Source organism: Escherichia albertii NBRC 107761 = DSM 17582 (assembly GCF_000759775.1).
GTDB classification, from domain to species: domain Bacteria; phylum Pseudomonadota; class Gammaproteobacteria; order Enterobacterales; family Enterobacteriaceae; genus Escherichia; species Escherichia albertii.
Map to the genome: position 1 here is coordinate 1 of NZ_BBMY01000098.1, position 19,607 is coordinate 19,607.

Consider the following 19,607-nt stretch of genomic DNA (forward strand, 5'->3'; position numbering starts at 1 on the left):
CATTAATTCAACCGTTCAATCACCATCGCAATTCCCTGGCCGCCACCAATGCACAGTGTTGCCAGCCCCAGCGTTTTATCGCGTGCCTGCATTGCATGTAATAGTGTGACCAGAATTCGTGCACCGCTGGCGCCGATAGGGTGCCCCAGCGCGATGGCTCCGCCGTTGACATTCACTTTCTCAGGTGCAAAGCCCAGGGTTTTCCCAACGGCAAGGAACTGCGCAGCAAATGCTTCGTTGGCTTCGATGAGATCAATGTCTGCCAGTTGCAGCCCCGCCAGTTGTAACGCTTTTTGCGTGGCAGGTACTGGCCCCATACCCATCAATGCGGGGGGCACGCCGCCGCTGGCATAGCTTTTAATGCGTGCCAGTGGTTTTAGGCCCGCCGCCAGCGCCGCCGATTCTTCCATAATCACCAGAGCGGCAGCACCGTCGTTAATGCCAGACGCGTTCCCGGCGGTGACTGTTCCTGCTTTATCGAAGGCCGGGCGCAATGCGCCTAACGCTTCAGCCGTAGAATCCGCTTTCGGGAATTCGTCTTGACTGAAGACGAGGGTTTTCTTTCGAGTGACAACATTTACCGGGACGATTTCGGCTGTAAAAGCACCGGACTCAATTGCGGCAGCCGCTTTACGCTGTGAATGTAGCGCCAGTTCATCCTGCATTTCACGGGTAATTCCGTACTCTTTAGCCACGTTTTCGGCGGTAATCCCCATATGATAACCATGGGTGGCGCACATCAGACCATCGCGCAGGATTACGTCATAAACCTGTCCGTCTCCAAGACGATAACCAGAGCGTGCTTTTGCATCGAGTAAGTAGGGCGCTAAACTCATATTTTCCATACCCCCCGCCACAATGCTTTGCGCCTGACCTGCCTGAATTGCCTGGGCGGCAAGCGCCACACTTTTAAGACCCGAACCACACACTTTATTGACCGTGAATCCGCACACAGTTTCGGCCAGTCCGCTTTTTAACAGTGCCTGACGCGCCGGATTTTGCCCCAGCCCGGCTTGTAATACGTTACCCATAATCACTTCATCAACGTGTAGTGAATCGATTTTTGCACGTTCAATGGCGGCTTTAATTACTGTCGCCCCCAGGTCGATGGCGCTGGTGGAAGCGAGTGAACCGTTAAAACTACCGATAGCAGTACGTACCGCACTGACGATGACACAATTTTTCATTTTATATTCCTTCTGTCTGTAGGGTTGCCGTCAGAACAGCGTTAAACCAATGGCGAAAATGACGCCGGAGAAGAGCAGGGCAGTGATGCAATAGCCCATGATGTCGCGGACACCGAGTCCGGCGATTGCCAGTGCTGGCAGCGCCCAGAACGGTTGTGCCATGTTCATCCATTGCTCGCCGTAGGCGATCGCCATTACCGATTTACCGAGATCAGCGCCCAGCGCCTGGGCTGCGGGCATCACGAACGGCCCCTGAATAACCCAGTGCCCGCCGCCAGACGGAACGGCGAAGTTAATCAGTGCAGAACTAAAAAAGGTCATGACCGGGAAGGTGTCTTTGTTCGCAACATTGATGAAGAATTCGGTAATGAGTCCGCCCAGACCGGAGTGCTCCATCATCAGTTGGATCCCAGCGTAGAAGGGGAATTGCACCAGAATCCCGGCGGTACTGCGTGCTGCCGCGCTGATAGCACGCATATAAGCCATTGGCGTTTTATGTAGCAGCAGACCCGCAATCATAAACATCAGGTTGACGGTATTGATGGTGATGTTGAAGCTATGTTCGCTGAAGTACATCGCCAGGTAAGCGATACCGAGTGCGCCGATGATCAACGTCAGAATGCGGCTTTCTTCCAGTCGCTCGGACGGTGGAGCATCTTTCGGTAGTTGCTTTTGAAAATCAGCCTCTTCCATGAGTAGTTTCGGATCGATACTCACCACGTCAGATGGTTTTGGCATCATCATGCGGGTGATAAATGGCATCACCACAATCAACGCCACAGTGATGAAAATGTTAAAACCACTGAACAGAGTATCACTCACCGGGATAAGCCCGGCGATATGCTCAACCGGGTTGCCCGGTGTTGCAGCCAACAAAGGCATTGAGCCAGAGAAGCCGCCACCCCATGTGAGAAAACCAATGTAGGCGCAGGCAATGAGCAACGGATAATCAGAACCGGGTACTCGCCGGGCGACTTCACGGGCGAACATTGCGCCGACAACCAGACCAAATCCCCAGTTGATGACACAAGCGACTGAGCCGAAGAAAGTGACCAGCATGACGCCCTGTACGGGCGTTTTTGCGGCGGAGGCGGCAGTGCGCAGCAAGCTTTTCACCGGAGCAGAGCTGGCAAGGGCATGACCGGTAACGATGATAAGCGCCATCTGCATACCGAACGCCAGCAAGTTCCAGAAACCGTCACCCCACATTTTCACCATGCTGATTGGCGTTTGTGGTGTTAACCAAAGCGCGATCACGAACGTTAGCAATGTCAGCAACATGGCAAAGATCAGTGGATCGGGAAGCCACCGGCTGACAAAACGCGTCATAAAACGCGATATGCGACCAATCATAAATCACCCCGTTGCGTATTCAGATCGGTGGCGACTTCAAACCGAGCTTCTGTTTTGGCACGCACGGTGGCTAAATCACACCCGTCGGCAATTTCGGTGAGCCACATTTTGCCGTCAATAAAACGAAAGACAGCCAGTTCAGTAACCAGCATATGCACCGCATGTTGCGCAGTGAGTGGCATAGTGCAGCGGCGCAAAATTTTTGCTGAACCATCTTTGGCGCAATGTTCCATGGCGATGATCACTTTGCGCGACCCGGTTACCAGATCCATCGCGCCACCCATACCGGGCACCATTTTCCCAGGCACTACCCAGTTCGCGAGGTTTGCTTCTTCGTCTACTTGCAAACCGCCGAGCACGCAGGCATCAATATGACCGCCACGGATTAGCGCAAATGACATGGCGCTATCAAACATGGCTGCGCCGGGTAAAATGCCGCACGGTTGTCCGCCAGCGTTCACCAGATCTGGATGCGCTGTCGTGACCGGACCTAAACCGAGGAAGCCGTTTTCCGATTGCAGAGTGATATGAATACCCTCCGGTAAATAATTGGCGACCATTGTGGGTAAACCGATCCCTAAGTTAACGATGTCACCATCACGAAGCTCTTGCGCCACACGGCGCGCAATACGTTGTTTCGCATCCATTATTTGCTCTCCTGTGAAACGATGATGTGGTCGATAACGGCACCAGGGGTGACAATATGGTCAGGTTGCAGCTCGCCGGTTTCGACCAGTTCATCTGGCTCTACCAGCGTGATATCAGCCGCAAGGGCTATCAGGGGGTTAAAGTTGCGGGCGCTAAGATGATAGGTCAGGTTGCCAAGTGTGTCGCAACGATGAGCGCGAATGAGCGCCAGGTCGGCGCGCAGCGGGCGTTCGAGCAGCCAGGTTTTACCGTCGAGTGTCAGTGTCTGTTTGCCTTCTTCTACGACGGTGCCGACACCAGTTGGGGTGAGAAAACCACCAAGCCCAGCGCCACCACAGCGAATTTGCTCGATTAGCGTACCTTGTGGCACCAGGACGACGTCCATTTCACCAGATATCATGCGCCGACCTGTTTCCGGGTTAGTGCCGATATGTGAAGCAATCACCTTGCGGACTCGACCATTGACGATAAGTGGACCGATGCCGGTATCAACAAACGCGGTATCATTGGCTATCAATGTCAGGTCGCGAACACCAGATTCCAGTAATGCTTCAACCAGGCGGGATGGAGTGCCAATCCCCATAAATCCGCCCACCATGATGGTCATGCCGTCACGAAAGAAGCCGGTGGCGTCTTGTAATGTCATCAATTTTGTTTTCATTTTTTATCCCTCTTGCATACGCCGTTGTGGGTACAGTCAGGGAATAGCAAGGGGAGTGCCAGAATGAGATTATTGGATGTTGTTATTTAAATAATTGAATAGAAAAGGATAAATTAGATGGGGATTCATAAGGAGAATGAGCGGCTATGCAGAAAATTGCGCACTGTGCAAATTTCTGCATAGCAAGTTTTGGTGTTATACATCCGCCGGATCGATACCGTATTCCTGGAGTTTATACATCAATGCATGGCGACTGATGCCCAGCATTAGAGCAGTGCGGGTTCGGTTTCCTTCTTGTTGTTCCAGCACTTCCATAATGATGCGTTTTTCGACGCGTTTAATTTCCTCTTTTAAATTACGCTCTCCGACAGGGGCTGTTTTTACCTCGCCAGCATTACAGACTGGCTGACGAATTTGCGGCGGAAGATCCTCAGAAAAAATGATCGGGCCTGAATTCATCACGACGGCGCGTTCAATAACGTTGGAAAGCTCTCGAATATTTCCCGGCCATGACCAGGCGGTAAGCAGTGACATTGCCATCGGATCGATGTCGATAATATCGCGCTGATTCTCACTACTGAATTTTTGCAAAAAGTGATTAGCTAACAGGGAAATATCTTCCCGGCGATCGCGCAGAGGCGGCAGTATTAAATGAATAACGTTAAGGCGATAAAAGAGATCTTCACGGAAGGTGCCTTCTTTTACCATTGCCTGCAAGTCACGGTTGGTGGCAGCAATGATGCGGATATCAACTTTTATGGTCTGATGGCCGCCAATCCGTTCAAATTCCCGTTCCTGCAGAATGCGTAGTAATTTGGCTTGCAGTACCAGCGGCATTTCGCCAATTTCGTCGAGGAGCAGAGTACCTTCGTTGGCACGTTCAAATAATCCCTGACGCAAGGTTTGTGCACCAGTAAATGCACCTTTTTCATGACCAAACAGTTCACTTTCGAGCAACGATTCCGGCAGCGCCGCGCAGTTGACTTTAATGAACGGCCCCTTTGCCCGCCGCGAATTGTAGTGAATCGCTCTGGCAATCAACTCTTTCCCGGTGCCGCTTTCACCGCTAATCAAGACGCTGGCCTGAGAAAGGGCAATTTTGGCGGTGTCTTTGAAGATGTCCATCATCGCCGGGCTGTTGGTGAGAATGTGCCCCCATTGCCAGCTGGTGCTCAGTGCCTGGTGCAGATGACGGATCTCTTTTTTCATTGACTGGAGTTGTAAAGCGCGCTGAACGATTAAATTCAACTCATCGAGATCAAACGGTTTGATAACATAGTCGAAGGCCCCGCAGCGTAGCGCTTCGACGGCGGTTTCCACTTCCGCATAGGCCGTCATCAGAATAACGGGTATTCGGGTCTCATGGCTGCGCATCTCCTTGAGTGCCTTGATGCCGTCCATCTCTGGCATGCGGATATCCATCAACACCACGTCAGGGTGAATATCGGCAAACAGGTGTAATGCTGTGTGTCCGTTGTTCGCACAATGTGTTTCGAATCCTTGTAGTGCAAAAGCGGTACTCAGCATACGGCGAACATTATCTTCATCATCCACAATAAGGATACGATTAATAGCAGTCATACAGTCTGATTTCCCTGTGGGTTGATCGGTAAAATAAGCGAGAAGGTTGCGCCGTGGCCCGGCAAACTGGCGACGCGAATATCACCTTGATGGGCATTAATGATGCGTTGACTTAACGCCAGACCAAGCCCGGTTCCTGAGGCTTTGGTGGTGAAAAAGGGATCGAAGATCTTTTTTTGTAGCGTGAGATCGATGCCACAGCCGTTATCTTCTATCGAAATGGCCTGTTGTGAGTCGCTGTACTGCCAGGTTCGAATGCGAATTTTCCCTCGTGCACTGATAGCCTGGACGGCATTGATCAGGATATTCAGTAGTACCTGTTTCAGCAGTTCACGATCGGCGTTAATCGGGCTTAATTCATTATCCAGTTCGCTAATGAAGTCGACCCGCGCTTGTACGCCGGCGGTTTGCACCAGTACCAGAGTTTCTTCAACCAATGCATTGAGGCTGACTTGTTGCCATTGACTGTGGCGTGGGCGTGAAAAATCGAGCAATTGCTGAATGACTTTGTTAATTGAGTCGATTTCTTTGAGTACTACGGACAGATATTCCTGATGCATTAGGTCACGGGTTTGCTGGCGCAAGATCTGTACATAACCACGAATAGCCGTTAGCGGATTACGTACTTCATGCGCCACGCCAGCCATTAGCTCACCCAGTGTGGCGAGGCGTTCTGCTTGCGCCATGCGGCGCTGGGTTTCTTTGCGGGCAGTTAAATCAGAGAAAATCACCAAAGCACCTATCATTTCACCGTGCGTGTTATGAATACGACTGGTAGTGACACTGAGTTCAATGGTGCGGTCACGGCCTGGAAAACTGATCTCCAACGCTACATGTTCGGTGCCATGTTCCAGCGTATCCAGTACTGGACTGTAGAACTGAGTATTGTCGAACAACATGGAGTAAGGCTGCCCTACCAGTTTATGACGTTGATAGCCAGTGATGACTTCTGCTGCTGGGTTCATGGTGGTTACATCACCCTGGCGGTCAATGGCAATGACGCCATCGGCAGCGTTTTCAATAATCAGATCGTTAAGTGTTCGCGTTTCACGCAGTGCCTGGGCGAGGTTGTTAACACTCTGACTGATTTGCCCCATTTCACCGGGCAATTGTGGTAATCGAGTGGGAATATTTTGTGCCAGAGTCGAGAGGCCATCGGTGATGATATCTATATTGGCGCTCAGGCGACGGGAGAAAAGGACGATCAACAGCAGGCTTATCAGCAAACCGGCGGTGAGCACAATGATAATCCTCACATCCATTTTCCAGGCCTGGCGGCGAATATCTTCGGTTAATTCATTGGCCCAGATATAGCCGAGGATTTCACCATTACGCTCAATGGGAATCATTGAATTCAAAATATCGCCGCGCACCTGCCTGCCTGAATAAACCAAAGGGGTATTTGTACGCATGACTTCGCGACCAGGGTGATCTGCGGCAATGGTAACGCCCACATTATTCTGATATAGCGCTGAAGGCGCGTAGGTGATTATCGCATCCAGCGTTTTGTTGTAATAACCAGCGCCTATGCCAGGAAAAGCGTGAGTGATATTTTCTGTAATAGGAGCAAGTTCTGCATTCAGTGCGTGGATGCGTTCCTCGCGTGGTAAGTCCGTGTAGAGAGCGTAGCGATCGCCCAGCGCCTGATTAAGCAGGTTGACCACGGCAGAAAGTTTTTTCTCTTTTTCAGATAAGACTGCTGAACGTCCTTCCGTTTCTACGATATAACCAATAGTAAGCGTTGGGACAATGACCATCAGGATTGCCATCAGGATCATTTGATTGCGTAAGCGGCGTGGATAAATCCACTTCAGATAATGCATGATGAAATCCATCCATCTTGTCCGGCAAATGATAATTATCAGGGGGTAAGACGATGATTTCTCGGCGGTGTATCATATTCCAGAGAAGAGAGAACATTGCGGTGACACGTTTTTACCGTTACTTTAACCACACTCCATCAGTCACTTGAGGCGGAGCTTCTCCCCTTTGAAATACCTTGCTTCTTTTCGTACAACCCTGAAAGTTTCACGCTATATGTTCAGAGCATTGGCGTTGTTGCTCTGGTTGTTGATTGCGTTTTCATCCGTTTTTTACATTGTTAATGCGCTGCATCAGCGAGAATCTGAGATTCGTCAGGAATTTAATCTGAGCTCGGATCAGGCCCAGCGGTTTATTCAGCGTACCTCGGATGTGATGAAAGAGCTGAAGTACATTGCTGAAAATCGCCTGTCTGTAGAAAACGGCGTGCTTTCTCCACGTGGACGTGAAACGCAAGTAGATGTGCCGGTGTTTGAGCCGCTGTTTGCGGATTCTGATTGTTCTGCAATGAGTAACACCTGGCGAGGATCTCTGGAGTCTCTGGCGTGGTTTATGCGTTACTGGCGCGATAATTTTTCTGCCGCTTATGATCTCAACCGCGTGTTTTTTATCGGCAGCGATAATCTTTGCATGGCGAACTTTGGCCTGCGTGATATGCCCGTTGAACGCGATGCCGCTCTTAAAGCTCTGCATGAACGCATCAATAAATACCGTAACGCACCGCAGGATGACCGCGGCAGCAATCTGTACTGGATTAGTGAAGGTCCGCGCCCTGGAGTGGGATATTTTTATGCACTGACGCCGGTGTATCTGGCAAACCGCTTGCAGGCGTTACTGGGTGTCGAGCAGACAATTCGCATGGATAACTTTTTCCTGCCAGGCACGCTGCCAATGGGCGTCACCATTCTTGATGAGAATGGTCATACCCTGATTTCGCTTACCGGCGCGGAAAGTAAAATTGAAGCTGAGCCGCGCTGGATGCAGGAACGTTCCTGGTTTGGGTATACGCCAGGCTTTCGTGAACTGGTGCTGAAGAAAAATCTACCGCCATCTTCATTAAGTATTGTCTACTCGGTACCTGTTGATCAGGTGCTGGAACGCATTCGTATGCTGATCCTCAATGCGATTTTGCTGAATGTGATTGCGGGAGCCGCGTTGTTTACCCTTGCGCGGATGTATGAGCGGCGTATTTTTATTCCGGCAGAAAGTGATGCTCAACGACTGGAAGAACACGAGCAGTTTAACCGCAAGATTGTCGCCTCTGCACCGGTGGGGATCTGCATTTTGCGGACTGTTGATGGTGTCAATATTCTGAGTAACGAGCTGGCGCATACCTATCTCAATATGCTTACGCATGAGGATCGCCAGCGCCTGACGCAGATCATTTGTGGTCAGCAGGTCAATTTTGTTGATGTTCTGACCAGTAACAATACTAATTTGCAGATTAGTTTTGTTCACTCGCGCTATCGCAATGAAAACGTGGCGATTTGTGTGCTGGTGGATGTTTCTTCGCGCGTGAAGATGGAAGAGTCGCTGCAGGAGATGGCGCAGGCGGCGGAACAGGCGAGCCAGTCGAAATCAATGTTCCTTGCCACCGTGAGCCATGAGCTGCGCACACCGCTGTATGGCATTATTGGTAACCTGGATCTATTGCAAACCAAAGAGTTACCGAAAGGCGTTGACCGTCTGGTGACAGCAATGAACAACTCTTCCAGCCTGTTGTTGAAGATTATCAGCGACATTCTCGACTTTTCGAAGATTGAATCGGAACAGTTGAAAATTGAACCGCGAGAATTTTCGCCGCGCGAAGTCATGAACCACATTACGGCTAACTATTTGCCGTTGGTGGTGCGTAAACAACTTGGCCTGTACTGCTTTATTGAACCGGATGTGCCAGTGGCCTTAAACGGCGATCCGATGCGTTTGCAGCAGGTGATATCCAACCTGTTGAGTAATGCTATTAAATTTACCGATACTGGTTGCATTGTTCTGCATGTTCGCGTCGAGGGAGATTATCTTTCTATTCGCGTACGCGATACTGGCGTGGGTATTCCGGCAAAAGAAGTGGTGCGGCTGTTTGATCCATTCTTCCAGGTGGGGACTGGGGTTCAACGTAACTTCCAGGGCACCGGGCTGGGGCTGGCAATTTGTGAAAAATTAATCAGCATGATGGATGGTGACATCTCGGTGGATTCTGAACCGGGAATGGGAAGTCAGTTTACCGTACGTATTCCGTTGTATGGCGCGCAGTACTCGCAGAAAAAAGGCGTGGAAGGCTTAAGCGGCAAACGCTGCTGGCTGGCGGTACGTAATGCATCGCTATGTCAGTTTATCGAATCCTGTTTGTCGCGTAGCGGCGTGGATGTTGCAACATACAAAGGCCAGAAACCGGCGCCAGAGGATGTATTAATCACCGATGATGCGGTGAGTGAAAAATGGCAGGGTAGAGCAGTGGTGACTTTCTGCCGTCGGCATATTGGCATTCCACTAGAGAAGGCGCCTGGGGAATGGGTACACAGTGTGGCGGCTGCGCATGAGTTACCGGCATTGCTGGCGCGTATTTATCTGATCGGGATGGAGAGTGACGATCCTGCTCACTCTCTGCCGTCGACGGACAAAGCGGTCAGTGATAATGACGATATGATGATCTTGGTCGTGGATGATCATCCGATTAACCGTCGTTTGCTGGCCGATCAGCTGGGATCGTTGGGCTATCAATGTAAAACAGCGAATGATGGCGTTGATGCGCTTAATGTACTTAGCAAGAATCATATCGATATCGTGCTTAGCGACGTCAACATGCCAAATATGGATGGTTATCGCTTGACGCAACGTATTCGTCAGTTGGGGCTGACGTTGCCGGTAATAGGGGTAACTGCCAATGCGTTGGCCGAAGAAAAGCAGCGGTGTCTGGAATCCGGTATGGACAGTTGCCTGTCGAAGCCGGTGACGCTGGATGTCATAAAACAGACGCTGACGGTATATGCCGAGAGGGTCAGGAAATCCCGGGAATCGTAGGCCGGATAAGGCGTTTACACCGCATCCGGCAATCGATGCAAATGCCAGATGCGACGCTGGGGCGTCTTATCTGGCCTACATTATTGCAATCTATTGAAATAATGGAATTCGTAGGCCGGATAAGGTGTTTACACCGCATCCGGCAATCGATGCAAATGCCAGATGCGACGCTGGGGCGTCTTATCTGGCCTGCATTATTGCAATCTATTGAAATAATGGGATTCGTAGGCCGGATAAGGTGTTTACACCGCATCCGGCAATCAGTGCAAATGCCAGATGCGACGCTGGCGCGCCTTATCTGGCCTGCATTATTGTAATCTATTGAAATAATGGGATTCGTAGGCCGGATCAGGTGTTTACACCGCATCCGGCAATCAGTGCAAATGCCAGATGCGACGCTGGTGCGTCTTATCTGGCCTACAGGAGGTTACTCTTTATCTGCCGGGCTTAACGTCACAGAAGAGAGATAATTCAGCAGAGCGATGTCGTTCTCGACGCCCAGTTTCATCATCGCGGATTTCTTCTGGCTACTGATGGTTTTGATACTGCGGTTGAGCTTTTTAGCAATCTCGGTCACCAGGAAGCCTTCAGCAAACAGGCGCAGAACTTCACTCTCTTTTGGTGAGAGACGCTTGTCACCGTAACCACCGGCGCTGATTTTTTCCAACAGGCGAGAAACGCTTTCCGGGGTAAACTTCTTGCCTTTTTGCAGGGCGGCAAGGGCTTTCGGCAGATCCGTCGGCGCGCCTTGCTTCAGCACAATCCCTTCAATATCCAGATCCAGTACTGCGCTAAGGATTGCCGGGTTGTTGTTCATGGTCAGAACAATGATCGACAGGCCTGGGAAATGGCGCTTGATGTATTTGATCAACGTGATCCCGTCACCGTATTTATCTCCAGGCATGGAGAGATCGGTGATCAACACATGCGCATCCAGCTTCGGCAGGTTGTTGATTAGCGCTGTAGAGTCTTCAAATTCGCCGACGACATTTACCCACTCAATTTGTTCAAGTGATTTGCGAATACCGAACAGTACTATCGGATGGTCATCGGCAATAATTACGTTCATATTGTTCATGTAATAGGCTACCTTGCTACAGTAAGCTCTTGACATAGCTGTCAATGTCGCTGATGTATTTTTCTATTCCTGGGACATCCTTCTCGCGAATGAGATGTTCCAGCGTTTCACATAACTGCTTGCCGGGTACCAGATTTAGCATGGCAAACACGCCTTTCAGACGATGAGCCGTTTGGCCTAACGCAGCAAAATCACTGGTTGCTGCTTCAGTATATAGCCTCTTAACATCATCCGGTACTGTGTCTACAAAGAGCGCATAATAGCCGCTGGCATGGAGTTGCGCATTTTCATCTCCTCCCAGAGGCGATTCTGTCCCCCCTTCCTGCGCCAGTTGCACTTCAATTAATTGTAAGACCGCTTCCTGCATAGCGTTGCTCATATTGAAATTGACGCACAATTGACCAGGTCCAATTTCCCGTACGCCAGATTCATCATCGCTTAAAAGCAAACCAGAGGCAGTAAGATTAGACGGATTATCCGTTAAAAAGATATCATAATCTTGACTAATTAATCTTTCATCAGGTGTGATACAGGTCGCGCCCCAATTTTCCAACTGGCGAGTGACAATATTCCGAATTTCTGTGGAAGTTACGTCCACCATCACGCTGACATCATCCAGTAAACGCTCTTCTTCCTCTGCAACCTCCGGGGTTGTTGAAGGCATTTTGATATGCACGGAGTAACGTGTACCAAGCCCATCCCGCGTTTTGATGTTTAAATGACCGCCCAGTTTGCGCGCCAGTTGATCGCATAACCAGAATGTCAGCGGATCAGCTTTGCCATAGCGATCGCTTTGAGTCTGGTTGATGAAAGGGAAGTGTAAATTATCCATTTCATGAATACTTATGCCGTTTCCGGTGTCCAGAATTCGGAAAGTCAGGCGTTCTTCCGAGGATTTATCTTGATCAACCTCGAGGGTAATTTTACCCAATTGTGTTGAGGTGACGGCATATTGCATCAGTAATAGCAAAATACGACGTAAGGCATCGCGATCGCCGCGGCGCATGTCGTGCGCTGTCAGATGATTGTTAATCAGTAGTTGCAAACCTTTGCGTTTGATCGCGGGCAATACTGTCGGCACAACTTCATCGATTAAATCCTGCACGGAGAAAAGCGTTGTCTCGCTCTTCCAGCTATCGTCTGTCAGCATGTTCGCTAACTGAATTTCATCGACCAGCCGTACCAGCACATCGGCCTGATTTGCCAGCTGTTTGCTTTCTGGTGAGTTGAGTTCTCCCGCACGTTCGGCAAGCTCCAGGGCCGGTTCTTTCAGTGCATCGCCGATGTTTTTCATAAAGGCTATCCGCCCTTGCTGGTTTTTCTCGTACAGACGCTGGGCTTGCTTGAGTTTTTTGTTCACCAGCACTTCGCGATCCTGATCGCGAATAATGAAAATTTGTGTGCGCGGCGCGACCTGGCTGCGGAACATGCGGATTTCATACAGCTCGTTATTGATCGTCGCCTGAATAATGCCCTGGTGCTGTTCCGCCATGCTGGCGATGTTTTGCAGATTCAGATGCGGCAGCAGATGATCGGCAATTTTATTGCTGATAACGGTGCGGTTGGCTTCTTGATCGTGAACCAGCAGGCCGAGCGGTAACAGAGAGACAATCTCTTCATTTATTGCCCGCAAAATACGCAGTTCGTTATTCACTGCGGTACCGGGGACATTTTCTGTGCTGCGCCCGGAGAAGTGACGGAAGGTGCTATAGCCAAATAATGCCAGCGCCAGTAAACCAATGTTCAGCAGCAGCGGCAGCAGGATGTTTTGCAGCGTATCCAGCAGCAAAGTGCCATAAGGGACTTGCCAGACCAGACGCATATCTGTGGTGTTGAGTGCTGAGGAGATCTCTATTTTTGAACTATTGAAGTTGATACTGACGCTATCCGTCGTCTCTTTCTCATTATTATTGCTACCCGTTGCGCTTGTGTCTGGCTCAAGGCGGAAGCTGTCCAGCGGCATACCTGGTGGGATCAAATCATTAATAGGCAGATCAAAAGCGACTACCGTTGCCAGATGCCCCGGCTGGTTAAAAGTAGTACGTAGGGTAAAGTAATGACCGTTCTGCCAGGCCAGATGGCGTAGATTGGAAAAGCTTTCTCGTTCATCTAGTGCGTTAGCCTGCTGTAACATCTCTGCACGGCGTGAATCGACGATATCGTTGACGGTCGATTCTTTAAAACTGGATGTAAGGTCTTTTAATGGCAGGGTAGAAATCAGCACCAGGCTGTTATCCAGACCATTGAGATAATACATTGACCACGGTACGTTTTCTGCGCCCCACAGCGTGTCCAGGTAAGCTGACATCCGCTGTGTCATCTCAAGGGTTGAGCTGTCGTGGGAGCCGAAGATCAGCGCTTCCGTTTTACGACGCGGCTTTTCCAGATAATAGACATCTTGTTTCAGACGTGTCTCTTGTAAACCGTCACTGGAGGATGGCGTGGTGGTCGCGGCGATATTGTCATAGATTTGCCAGGTCATGTAACGCCAGGTATCCACCCGCTTTTGAATTGCGTGAGTGATATCAACAATCTGATAGCTCTTGTCTTTCAGCCAGGTGTTGACGGCGCTTTGAACCATCACGCCCATGGTCACCAGCAACACAATGATCAACAGTAAAAAGAAGCGGGTAATGCTCCCCGGTAGAAGTGAAAAGCGGGTCGTTGCCGTTGTCTTTTTCTGACGCATTCGTGTTTATGACCTGTTAAAACATGGCGAAGTGATAGGGCAGTATAAAGGGTACAGTGCGAAATTCCAGACTCTTACCTGATTGCGGCGTCTTTATTCTCCGAAGGTATTTATTATTCTGCACAGATGAAAATAAATGTACAAACGCTTCGCATCTGTACAAATTACCATCAGAAAATGAACAAAATTAATCGTAAATAAACGGGCGGGAATGTCGATTATATTGCTGTTAATTTTTCGTGAAATGATCGGTAAATGTTATGCTTTTGCTACGGTAGCACAAAAAAATAGAAGGTGTGTAAAGATGGGTAAAAAAAACCGGACGTGATACATCCGGTTGAAATAGGGGTAAACAGACATTCAGAAATGAATGACGGTAATAAATAAAGTTAATGATGATAGCGGGACATATTTTAGTTATGAGTGAAGATTTTGTTTTAACATTCAGTGCTGTCAAATGCTTAAGAATAAGTTATTGTTTTAATAGCTGAATTATTATTGTTTGATGTTAGATGCTTATTTTGTCGATTCATCAGGATCTGAAAAAGTTCCGTCATATTTACATTTTGAAACATCTATAGCGATAAATGAAACATCTTAAAAGTTTTAGTATCATATTCGTGTTGGATTATTCTGCATTTTTGGGGAGAATGGGGTTGCCGACTGATTAATGAGGGTTAATCAGTATGCAGTGGCATAAAAAAGCAAATAAAGGCATATAACAGAGGGTTAATAACATGAAAGTTAAAGTACTGTCCCTCCTGGTCCCAGCTCTGCTGGTAGCAGGCGCAGCAAACGCTGCTGAAGTTTACAATAAAGACGGCAACAAATTAGATCTGTACGGTAAAGTAGACGGCCTGCACTATTTCTCTGACAACAAGTCAGAAGATGGCGACCAGACCTACATGCGTCTTGGCTTCAAAGGTGAAACTCAGGTTACTGACCAGCTGACCGGTTACGGCCAGTGGGAATATCAGATCCAGGGCAACGCTCCAGAAAGCGAAAACAACTCCTGGACCCGTGTGGCATTTGCTGGTCTGAAATTCCAGGACATCGGTTCTATCGACTACGGTCGTAACTACGGTGTTGTTTACGACGTAACTTCCTGGACCGACGTTCTGCCAGAATTCGGCGGCGACACCTACGGTTCTGATAACTTCATGCAGCAGCGTGGTAACGGCTTCGCGACCTACCGTAACACCGACTTCTTCGGTCTGGTTGACGGTCTGAACTTTGCTGTTCAGTATCAGGGTCAAAACGGCAGCGTAAGCGGTGAAGGTTCTGAGGATTACACCGGTCATGGCATCACCAACAACGGTCGTAACGCTCTGCGTCAGAACGGCGACGGTGTTGGCGGTTCTATCACTTATGATTACGAAGGCTTCGGTATCGGTGCTGCAGTTTCCAGCTCCAAACGTACCTGGGATCAGAACAACACTGGCCTGATCGGTACTGGCGACCGCGCTGAAACCTACACTGGTGGTCTGAAATACGACGCTAACAACATCTACCTGGCGGCTCAGTACACCCAGACCTACAACGCAACTCGCGTAGGCTCCCTGGGTTGGGCGAACAAAGCACAGAACTTCGAAGCTGTTGCTCAGTACCAGTTCGACTTCGGTCTGCGTCCGTCTGTAGCATACCTGCAGTCTAAAGGTAAAAACCTGGGCACCATCGGTACTCGTAACTACGACGACGAAGATATCCTGAAATATGTTGATGTTGGTGCGACCTACTACTTCAACAAAAACATGTCCACCTACGTTGACTACAAAATCAACCTGCTGGACGACAACCAGTTCACCCGCGCTGTTGGCATCAACACTGATGATATCGTAGCTCTGGGTCTGGTTTACCAGTTCTAATCTCGATTTATATCGAACAAAGGGCCTGCGGGCCCTTTTTTCATGGTTTTCAGCGTACAAATGCCGTTTTTTGGTGTACTCTTGCGACCGTTCGCATGAGGATAATCACGTATGGAAATAAGCTTTACTCGCGTGGCATTGCTGGCTGTCGCGCTCCTTTTTGTTGGTTGCGATCAACAGCCACAACCCGCCGCCCCCCAGGCTACTGAAGTTACCGTTCTTGAAGGTAAAACCATGGGGACCTTCTGGCGCGCCAGCATTCCGGGTATTGACGCCAAACGCAGTGCTGAACTTAAAGAGAAGATTCAGACCCAGCTCGACGCCGACGATCAACTGCTTTCGACCTATAAAAAAGATTCCGCGCTGATGCGCTTTAACGACTCACAAAGTCTGACGCCGTGGCCAGTAAATGAAGCATTGGCCGATATTGTCACCACTTCGCTACGCATTGGCGCGAAAACGGAGGGGGCAATGGATATTACCGTCGGGCCGTTGGTGAATCTGTGGGGCTTTGGCCCGGAACAACAGCCGGTACAAATTCCGAGCCAGGAACAGATCGACGCAATGAAAGCCAAAACTGGCTTACAGCACCTGACGGTTATTAATAAATATCACCAACAATATCTGCAAAAAGATCTGCCGGATTTATATATCGATCTCTCCACTGTCGGCGAAGGCTATGCGGCAGATCATCTGGCACGTCTTATGGAGCAGGAAGGTATTTCCCGTTATCTGGTGTCAGTTGGCGGTGCGCTGAACAGCCGGGGTATGAACGGAGAAGGCCTGCCGTGGCGTGTGGCGATCCAAAAACCGACCGATAAAGAGAATGCAGTTCAGGCGGTAGTCGATATTAACGGTCACGGGATTAGCACCTCCGGCAGCTACCGTAATTATTACGAACTGGATGGCAAACGCCTTTCCCATGTTATTGATCCACAAACCGGGCGGCCAATCGAACACAATCTGGTATCCGTGACGGTGATTGCTCCCACGGCGCTGGAAGCCGATGCCTGGGATACTGGCTTGATGGTACTCGGGCCGGATAAAGCAAAAGAAGTCGTTCGTCGGGAAGGGCTGGCGGTCTATATGATCACCAAAGAAGGCGATAACTTTAAAACCTGGATGTCGCCGCAGTTTAAAAGTTTCCTGGTCAGCGAAAAAAATTAAAGCGCAAGATTGTTAGTTTTTGCGTGACGGTGACCGGGCAGACTAAAGGCTATCCTTAACCAGGGAGCTGATTATGAAAAACACCACACGCTTAACTGACGATCAACGCTGGCAATCTGTCTTAGCCCGTGACCCGAGCGCCGACGGCGAATTCGTTTTCGCCGTACGTACCACGGGCATCTTCTGTCGCCCCTCTTGTCGGGCTAAACATGCCTTGCGGGAAAATGTAACCTTCTATGCTGATGCCGGCGAGGCGCTTGCCGCCGGGTTTCGCCCGTGTAAGCGCTGCCAGCCTGACAAAGCTAATGCTCAGCAACATCGATTGGATAAAATCACCCGAGCCTGCCGTTTGCTGGAACAGGAGACTCCCGTCACCCTTGACGCTTTAGCCGAACAGGTGGCGATGAGCCCATTCCATTTACATCGTTTATTTAAAGCCACCACCGGAATGACGCCAAAAGCCTGGCAACAGGCCTGGCGCGCTCGTCGCCTGCGGGAATCGCTGGCGAAAGGGGAGAGCGTCACTCAGGCGATTCTCAACGCCGGATTCCCGGACGGCAGTAGTTACTATCGTAAGGCGGATAAAACTCTGGGTATGACTGCAAAACAGTTTCGTCATGGCGGAGAGAACGTTGATGTGCGTTATGCGCTGGCCGACTGTGAGCTGGGCCGCTGCCTGGTGGCAGAAAGCGAGCGGGGGATTTGCGCGATACTACTGGGCGATAATGACGAGATGTTAATTAGCGAGCTACAGCAGATGTTTCCTGCCGCCGATAACGCGCCCGCTGACCCGACGTTTCAGCAGCATGTGCGCGAGGTGATCGCCAGCCTCAATCATCGCGATACGCCGTTGATGTTACCGCTGGATATTCGGGGAACCGCTTTTCAACAACAAGTCTGGCAGGCATTGTGTACCATTCCTTGTGGTGAAACCGTGAGTTATCAGCAACTGGCGAACACCATCGGCAAACCGAAAGCAGTACGTGCGGTGGCAAGCACTTGCGCCGCTAATAAATTGGCTATCGTTATTCCCTGCCATCGGGTAGTACGTGGTGATGGGGCGCTTTCCGGTTACCGCTGGGGGGTGGCACGCAAAGCGCAATTACTACGCCGCGAAGCTGAAAATGAGGATACATAAATGTTGGATCTGTTTGCCAATGCTGAACCCTGGCAGGAACCGCTGGCGCCTGGCGCGGTGATCCTGCGCCGTTTTGTTTTTAACGTCGCAGAACAGTTGATGCAGGGAATCAACGACGTCGCCAGCCAGTCGCCGTTTCGCCAGATGGTCACACCGGGCGGGTATACCATGTCAGTGGCGATGACTAACTGCGGACGTCTGGGCTGGACCACCCATCGGCAAGGCTATCTTTATTCAGCCGTTGATCCAAAAACAGAAAAGCCGTGGCCCGCTATGCCGCAAAGTTTTCGTGATTTATGTCAGCAGGCGGCAATGGCGGCGGGATATCGGGATTTTCAGCCGGACGCCTGCCTGATAAATCGCTATGTTCCTGGGGCGAAACTGTCGCTGCATCAGGATAAAGACGAAGCGGATCTACGTGCGCCGATTGTCTCTGTTTCTCTGGGATTACCCGCTATTTTTCAATTTGGCGGCCTGAAACGAAGTGATCCACTAAAACGATTGTTGTTGGAACATGGCGATGTGGTGGTGTGGGGCGGTGAATCACGGCTGTTTTATCACGGCATTCAACCGCTAAAAACGGGGTTTCATCCGCTAACTGCCGACTGTCGCTACAATCTGACATTCCGTCAGGCAGGTAAAAAAGAATAAAAATAAGAATTATTATTGCTGTGAGCAAAGAGATGTTTAAACTGCGGGCTGTAATTCATTGTCCGGGTTTTCTGCATGGAACTTCTTGTACTTGTCTGGCGGCAGTATCGCTGGCCATTTATCAGCGTGATGGCGCTAAGCCTCGCCAGCGCGGCGTTAGGCATTGGCTTAATTGCTTTTATCAATCAGCGTCTTATCGAAACGGCGGATGCCAGTCTACTGGTGTTGCCGGAGTTTCTTGGCTTACTGCTGTTGCTGATGGCGGTCACCCTCGGATCGCAACTGGCGCTTACCACGCTGGGGCACCACTTCGTCTACCGACTGCGTAGCGAATTTATCAAACGAATTCTGGATACTCACGTTGAGCGTATCGAACAGTTGGGTAGCGCCTCGTTGCTGGCAGGGTTAACCAGCGATGTGCGCAACATCACCATCGCTTTTGTTCGTCTGCCGGAACTGGTGCAGGGGATTATTCTCACCGTAGGGGCGGCGGCGTATCTGTGGATGCTGTCGGGCAAAATGTTGTTGGTCACGGTTATCTGGATGGCGATTACCATCTGGGGCGGTTTTGTGCTGGTGGCGCGGGTGTACAAACACATGGCCACTTTGCGTGAAACTGAAGACAAGCTGTATACGGATTTTCAAACGGTGCTGGAAGGGCGCAAAGAGCTGATGCTGAACCGCGAGCGCGCCGAGTACGTATTTAACAATCTCTACATCCCCGATGCGCAAGAATATCGCCATCATAGG

13 protein-coding genes and 1 pseudogene are annotated in these 19,607 nt (G+C 50.1%); 6 read left to right on the forward strand and 8 right to left on the reverse strand.

The features are described from left to right. Positions 1-2: 2 nt before the first annotated feature. The 6 genes from atoB to atoS all read right to left on the reverse strand — a co-directional run bounded on the left by atoB (position 3) and on the right by atoS (position 7,253). Positions 3-1,187, reverse strand: coding sequence for an acetyl-CoA acetyltransferase (gene atoB / locus EA14781_RS16080; protein ID WP_000786538.1), 1,185 nt, complete (start codon positions 1,185-1,187; stop codon positions 3-5). 30 nt (positions 1,188-1,217) lie between these two features. After that, complete coding sequence (locus EA14781_RS16085; protein WP_000580286.1) at positions 1,218-2,540, reverse strand: TIGR00366 family protein; 1,323 nt, start codon at positions 2,538-2,540, stop codon at positions 1,218-1,220. After that, positions 2,537-3,187, reverse strand: a complete 651-nt coding sequence (gene atoA / locus EA14781_RS16090) for an acetate CoA-transferase subunit beta (protein WP_000339057.1) — start codon at positions 3,185-3,187, stop codon at positions 2,537-2,539. The genes EA14781_RS16085 and atoA overlap by 4 nt, the downstream gene beginning before the upstream one ends. Continuing rightward, complete coding sequence (atoD, locus tag EA14781_RS16095; protein ID WP_000850538.1) at positions 3,187-3,849, reverse strand: acetate CoA-transferase subunit alpha; 663 nt, start codon at positions 3,847-3,849, stop codon at positions 3,187-3,189. Before atoD ends, atoA begins: the two co-directional genes overlap by 1 nt. A 195-nt stretch (positions 3,850-4,044) precedes the next feature. Further along, positions 4,045-5,430, reverse strand: coding sequence for an acetoacetate metabolism transcriptional regulator AtoC (gene atoC / locus EA14781_RS16100; RefSeq protein WP_000125275.1), 1,386 nt, complete (start codon positions 5,428-5,430; stop codon positions 4,045-4,047). Then, entirely contained in the window at positions 5,427-7,253 is a 1,827-nt protein-coding gene (gene atoS / locus EA14781_RS16105; protein ID WP_002461742.1) for a two-component system sensor histidine kinase AtoS, read from the reverse strand. Before atoS ends, atoC begins: the two co-directional genes overlap by 4 nt. Before the next feature lie 166 nt (positions 7,254-7,419). Between atoS and rcsC the strand changes: the two genes are divergently transcribed. Beyond that, a complete protein-coding gene (gene rcsC, locus EA14781_RS16110; protein WP_010341158.1) occupies positions 7,420-10,269 on the forward strand; it encodes a two-component system sensor histidine kinase RcsC in 2,850 nt (949 codons plus the stop codon). A 427-nt stretch (positions 10,270-10,696) separates the two neighbouring features. Here rcsC and rcsB read toward each other — a convergent pair whose 3' ends face one another. Together rcsB and rcsD are read right to left on the reverse strand one after the other, a co-directional pair. After that, positions 10,697-11,347 (reverse strand): response regulator transcription factor RcsB, encoded by a 651-nt coding sequence (gene rcsB, locus EA14781_RS16115; protein WP_002461744.1) that lies wholly within the window; start codon positions 11,345-11,347, stop codon positions 10,697-10,699. 16 nt (positions 11,348-11,363) lie between these two features. Next, positions 11,364-14,036 (reverse strand): phosphotransferase RcsD, encoded by a 2,673-nt coding sequence (gene rcsD, locus EA14781_RS16120; protein WP_001249228.1) that lies wholly within the window; start codon positions 14,034-14,036, stop codon positions 11,364-11,366. Positions 14,037-14,773: 737 nt separating this feature from the next. Between rcsD and EA14781_RS16130 the strand changes: the two genes are divergently transcribed. From EA14781_RS16130 to yojI, 5 genes and pseudogenes are all read left to right on the forward strand, one after another. Further along, a complete protein-coding gene (locus EA14781_RS16130; protein ID WP_000865585.1) occupies positions 14,774-15,901 on the forward strand; it encodes a porin OmpC in 1,128 nt (375 codons plus the stop codon). Between the two features lie 111 nt (positions 15,902-16,012). Further along, entirely contained in the window at positions 16,013-17,068 is a 1,056-nt protein-coding gene (apbE, locus tag EA14781_RS16135; protein WP_000406127.1) for an FAD:protein FMN transferase ApbE, read from the forward strand. 73 nt (positions 17,069-17,141) lie between these two features. Then, positions 17,142-18,206, forward strand: a complete 1,065-nt coding sequence (gene ada / locus EA14781_RS16140; RefSeq protein ID WP_000799633.1) for a bifunctional DNA-binding transcriptional regulator/O6-methylguanine-DNA methyltransferase Ada — start codon at positions 17,142-17,144, stop codon at positions 18,204-18,206. Next, positions 18,207-18,857 carry a DNA oxidative demethylase AlkB gene (gene alkB / locus EA14781_RS16145; RefSeq protein WP_000885009.1) on the forward strand — a complete coding sequence of 217 codons (651 nt, stop codon included), beginning with the start codon at positions 18,207-18,209 and terminating at the stop codon, positions 18,855-18,857. It begins immediately after the preceding gene. 75 nt (positions 18,858-18,932) lie between these two features. Continuing rightward, positions 18,933-19,607: pseudogene (gene yojI, locus EA14781_RS16150) on the forward strand (microcin J25 efflux ABC transporter YojI); the annotation flags it as partial.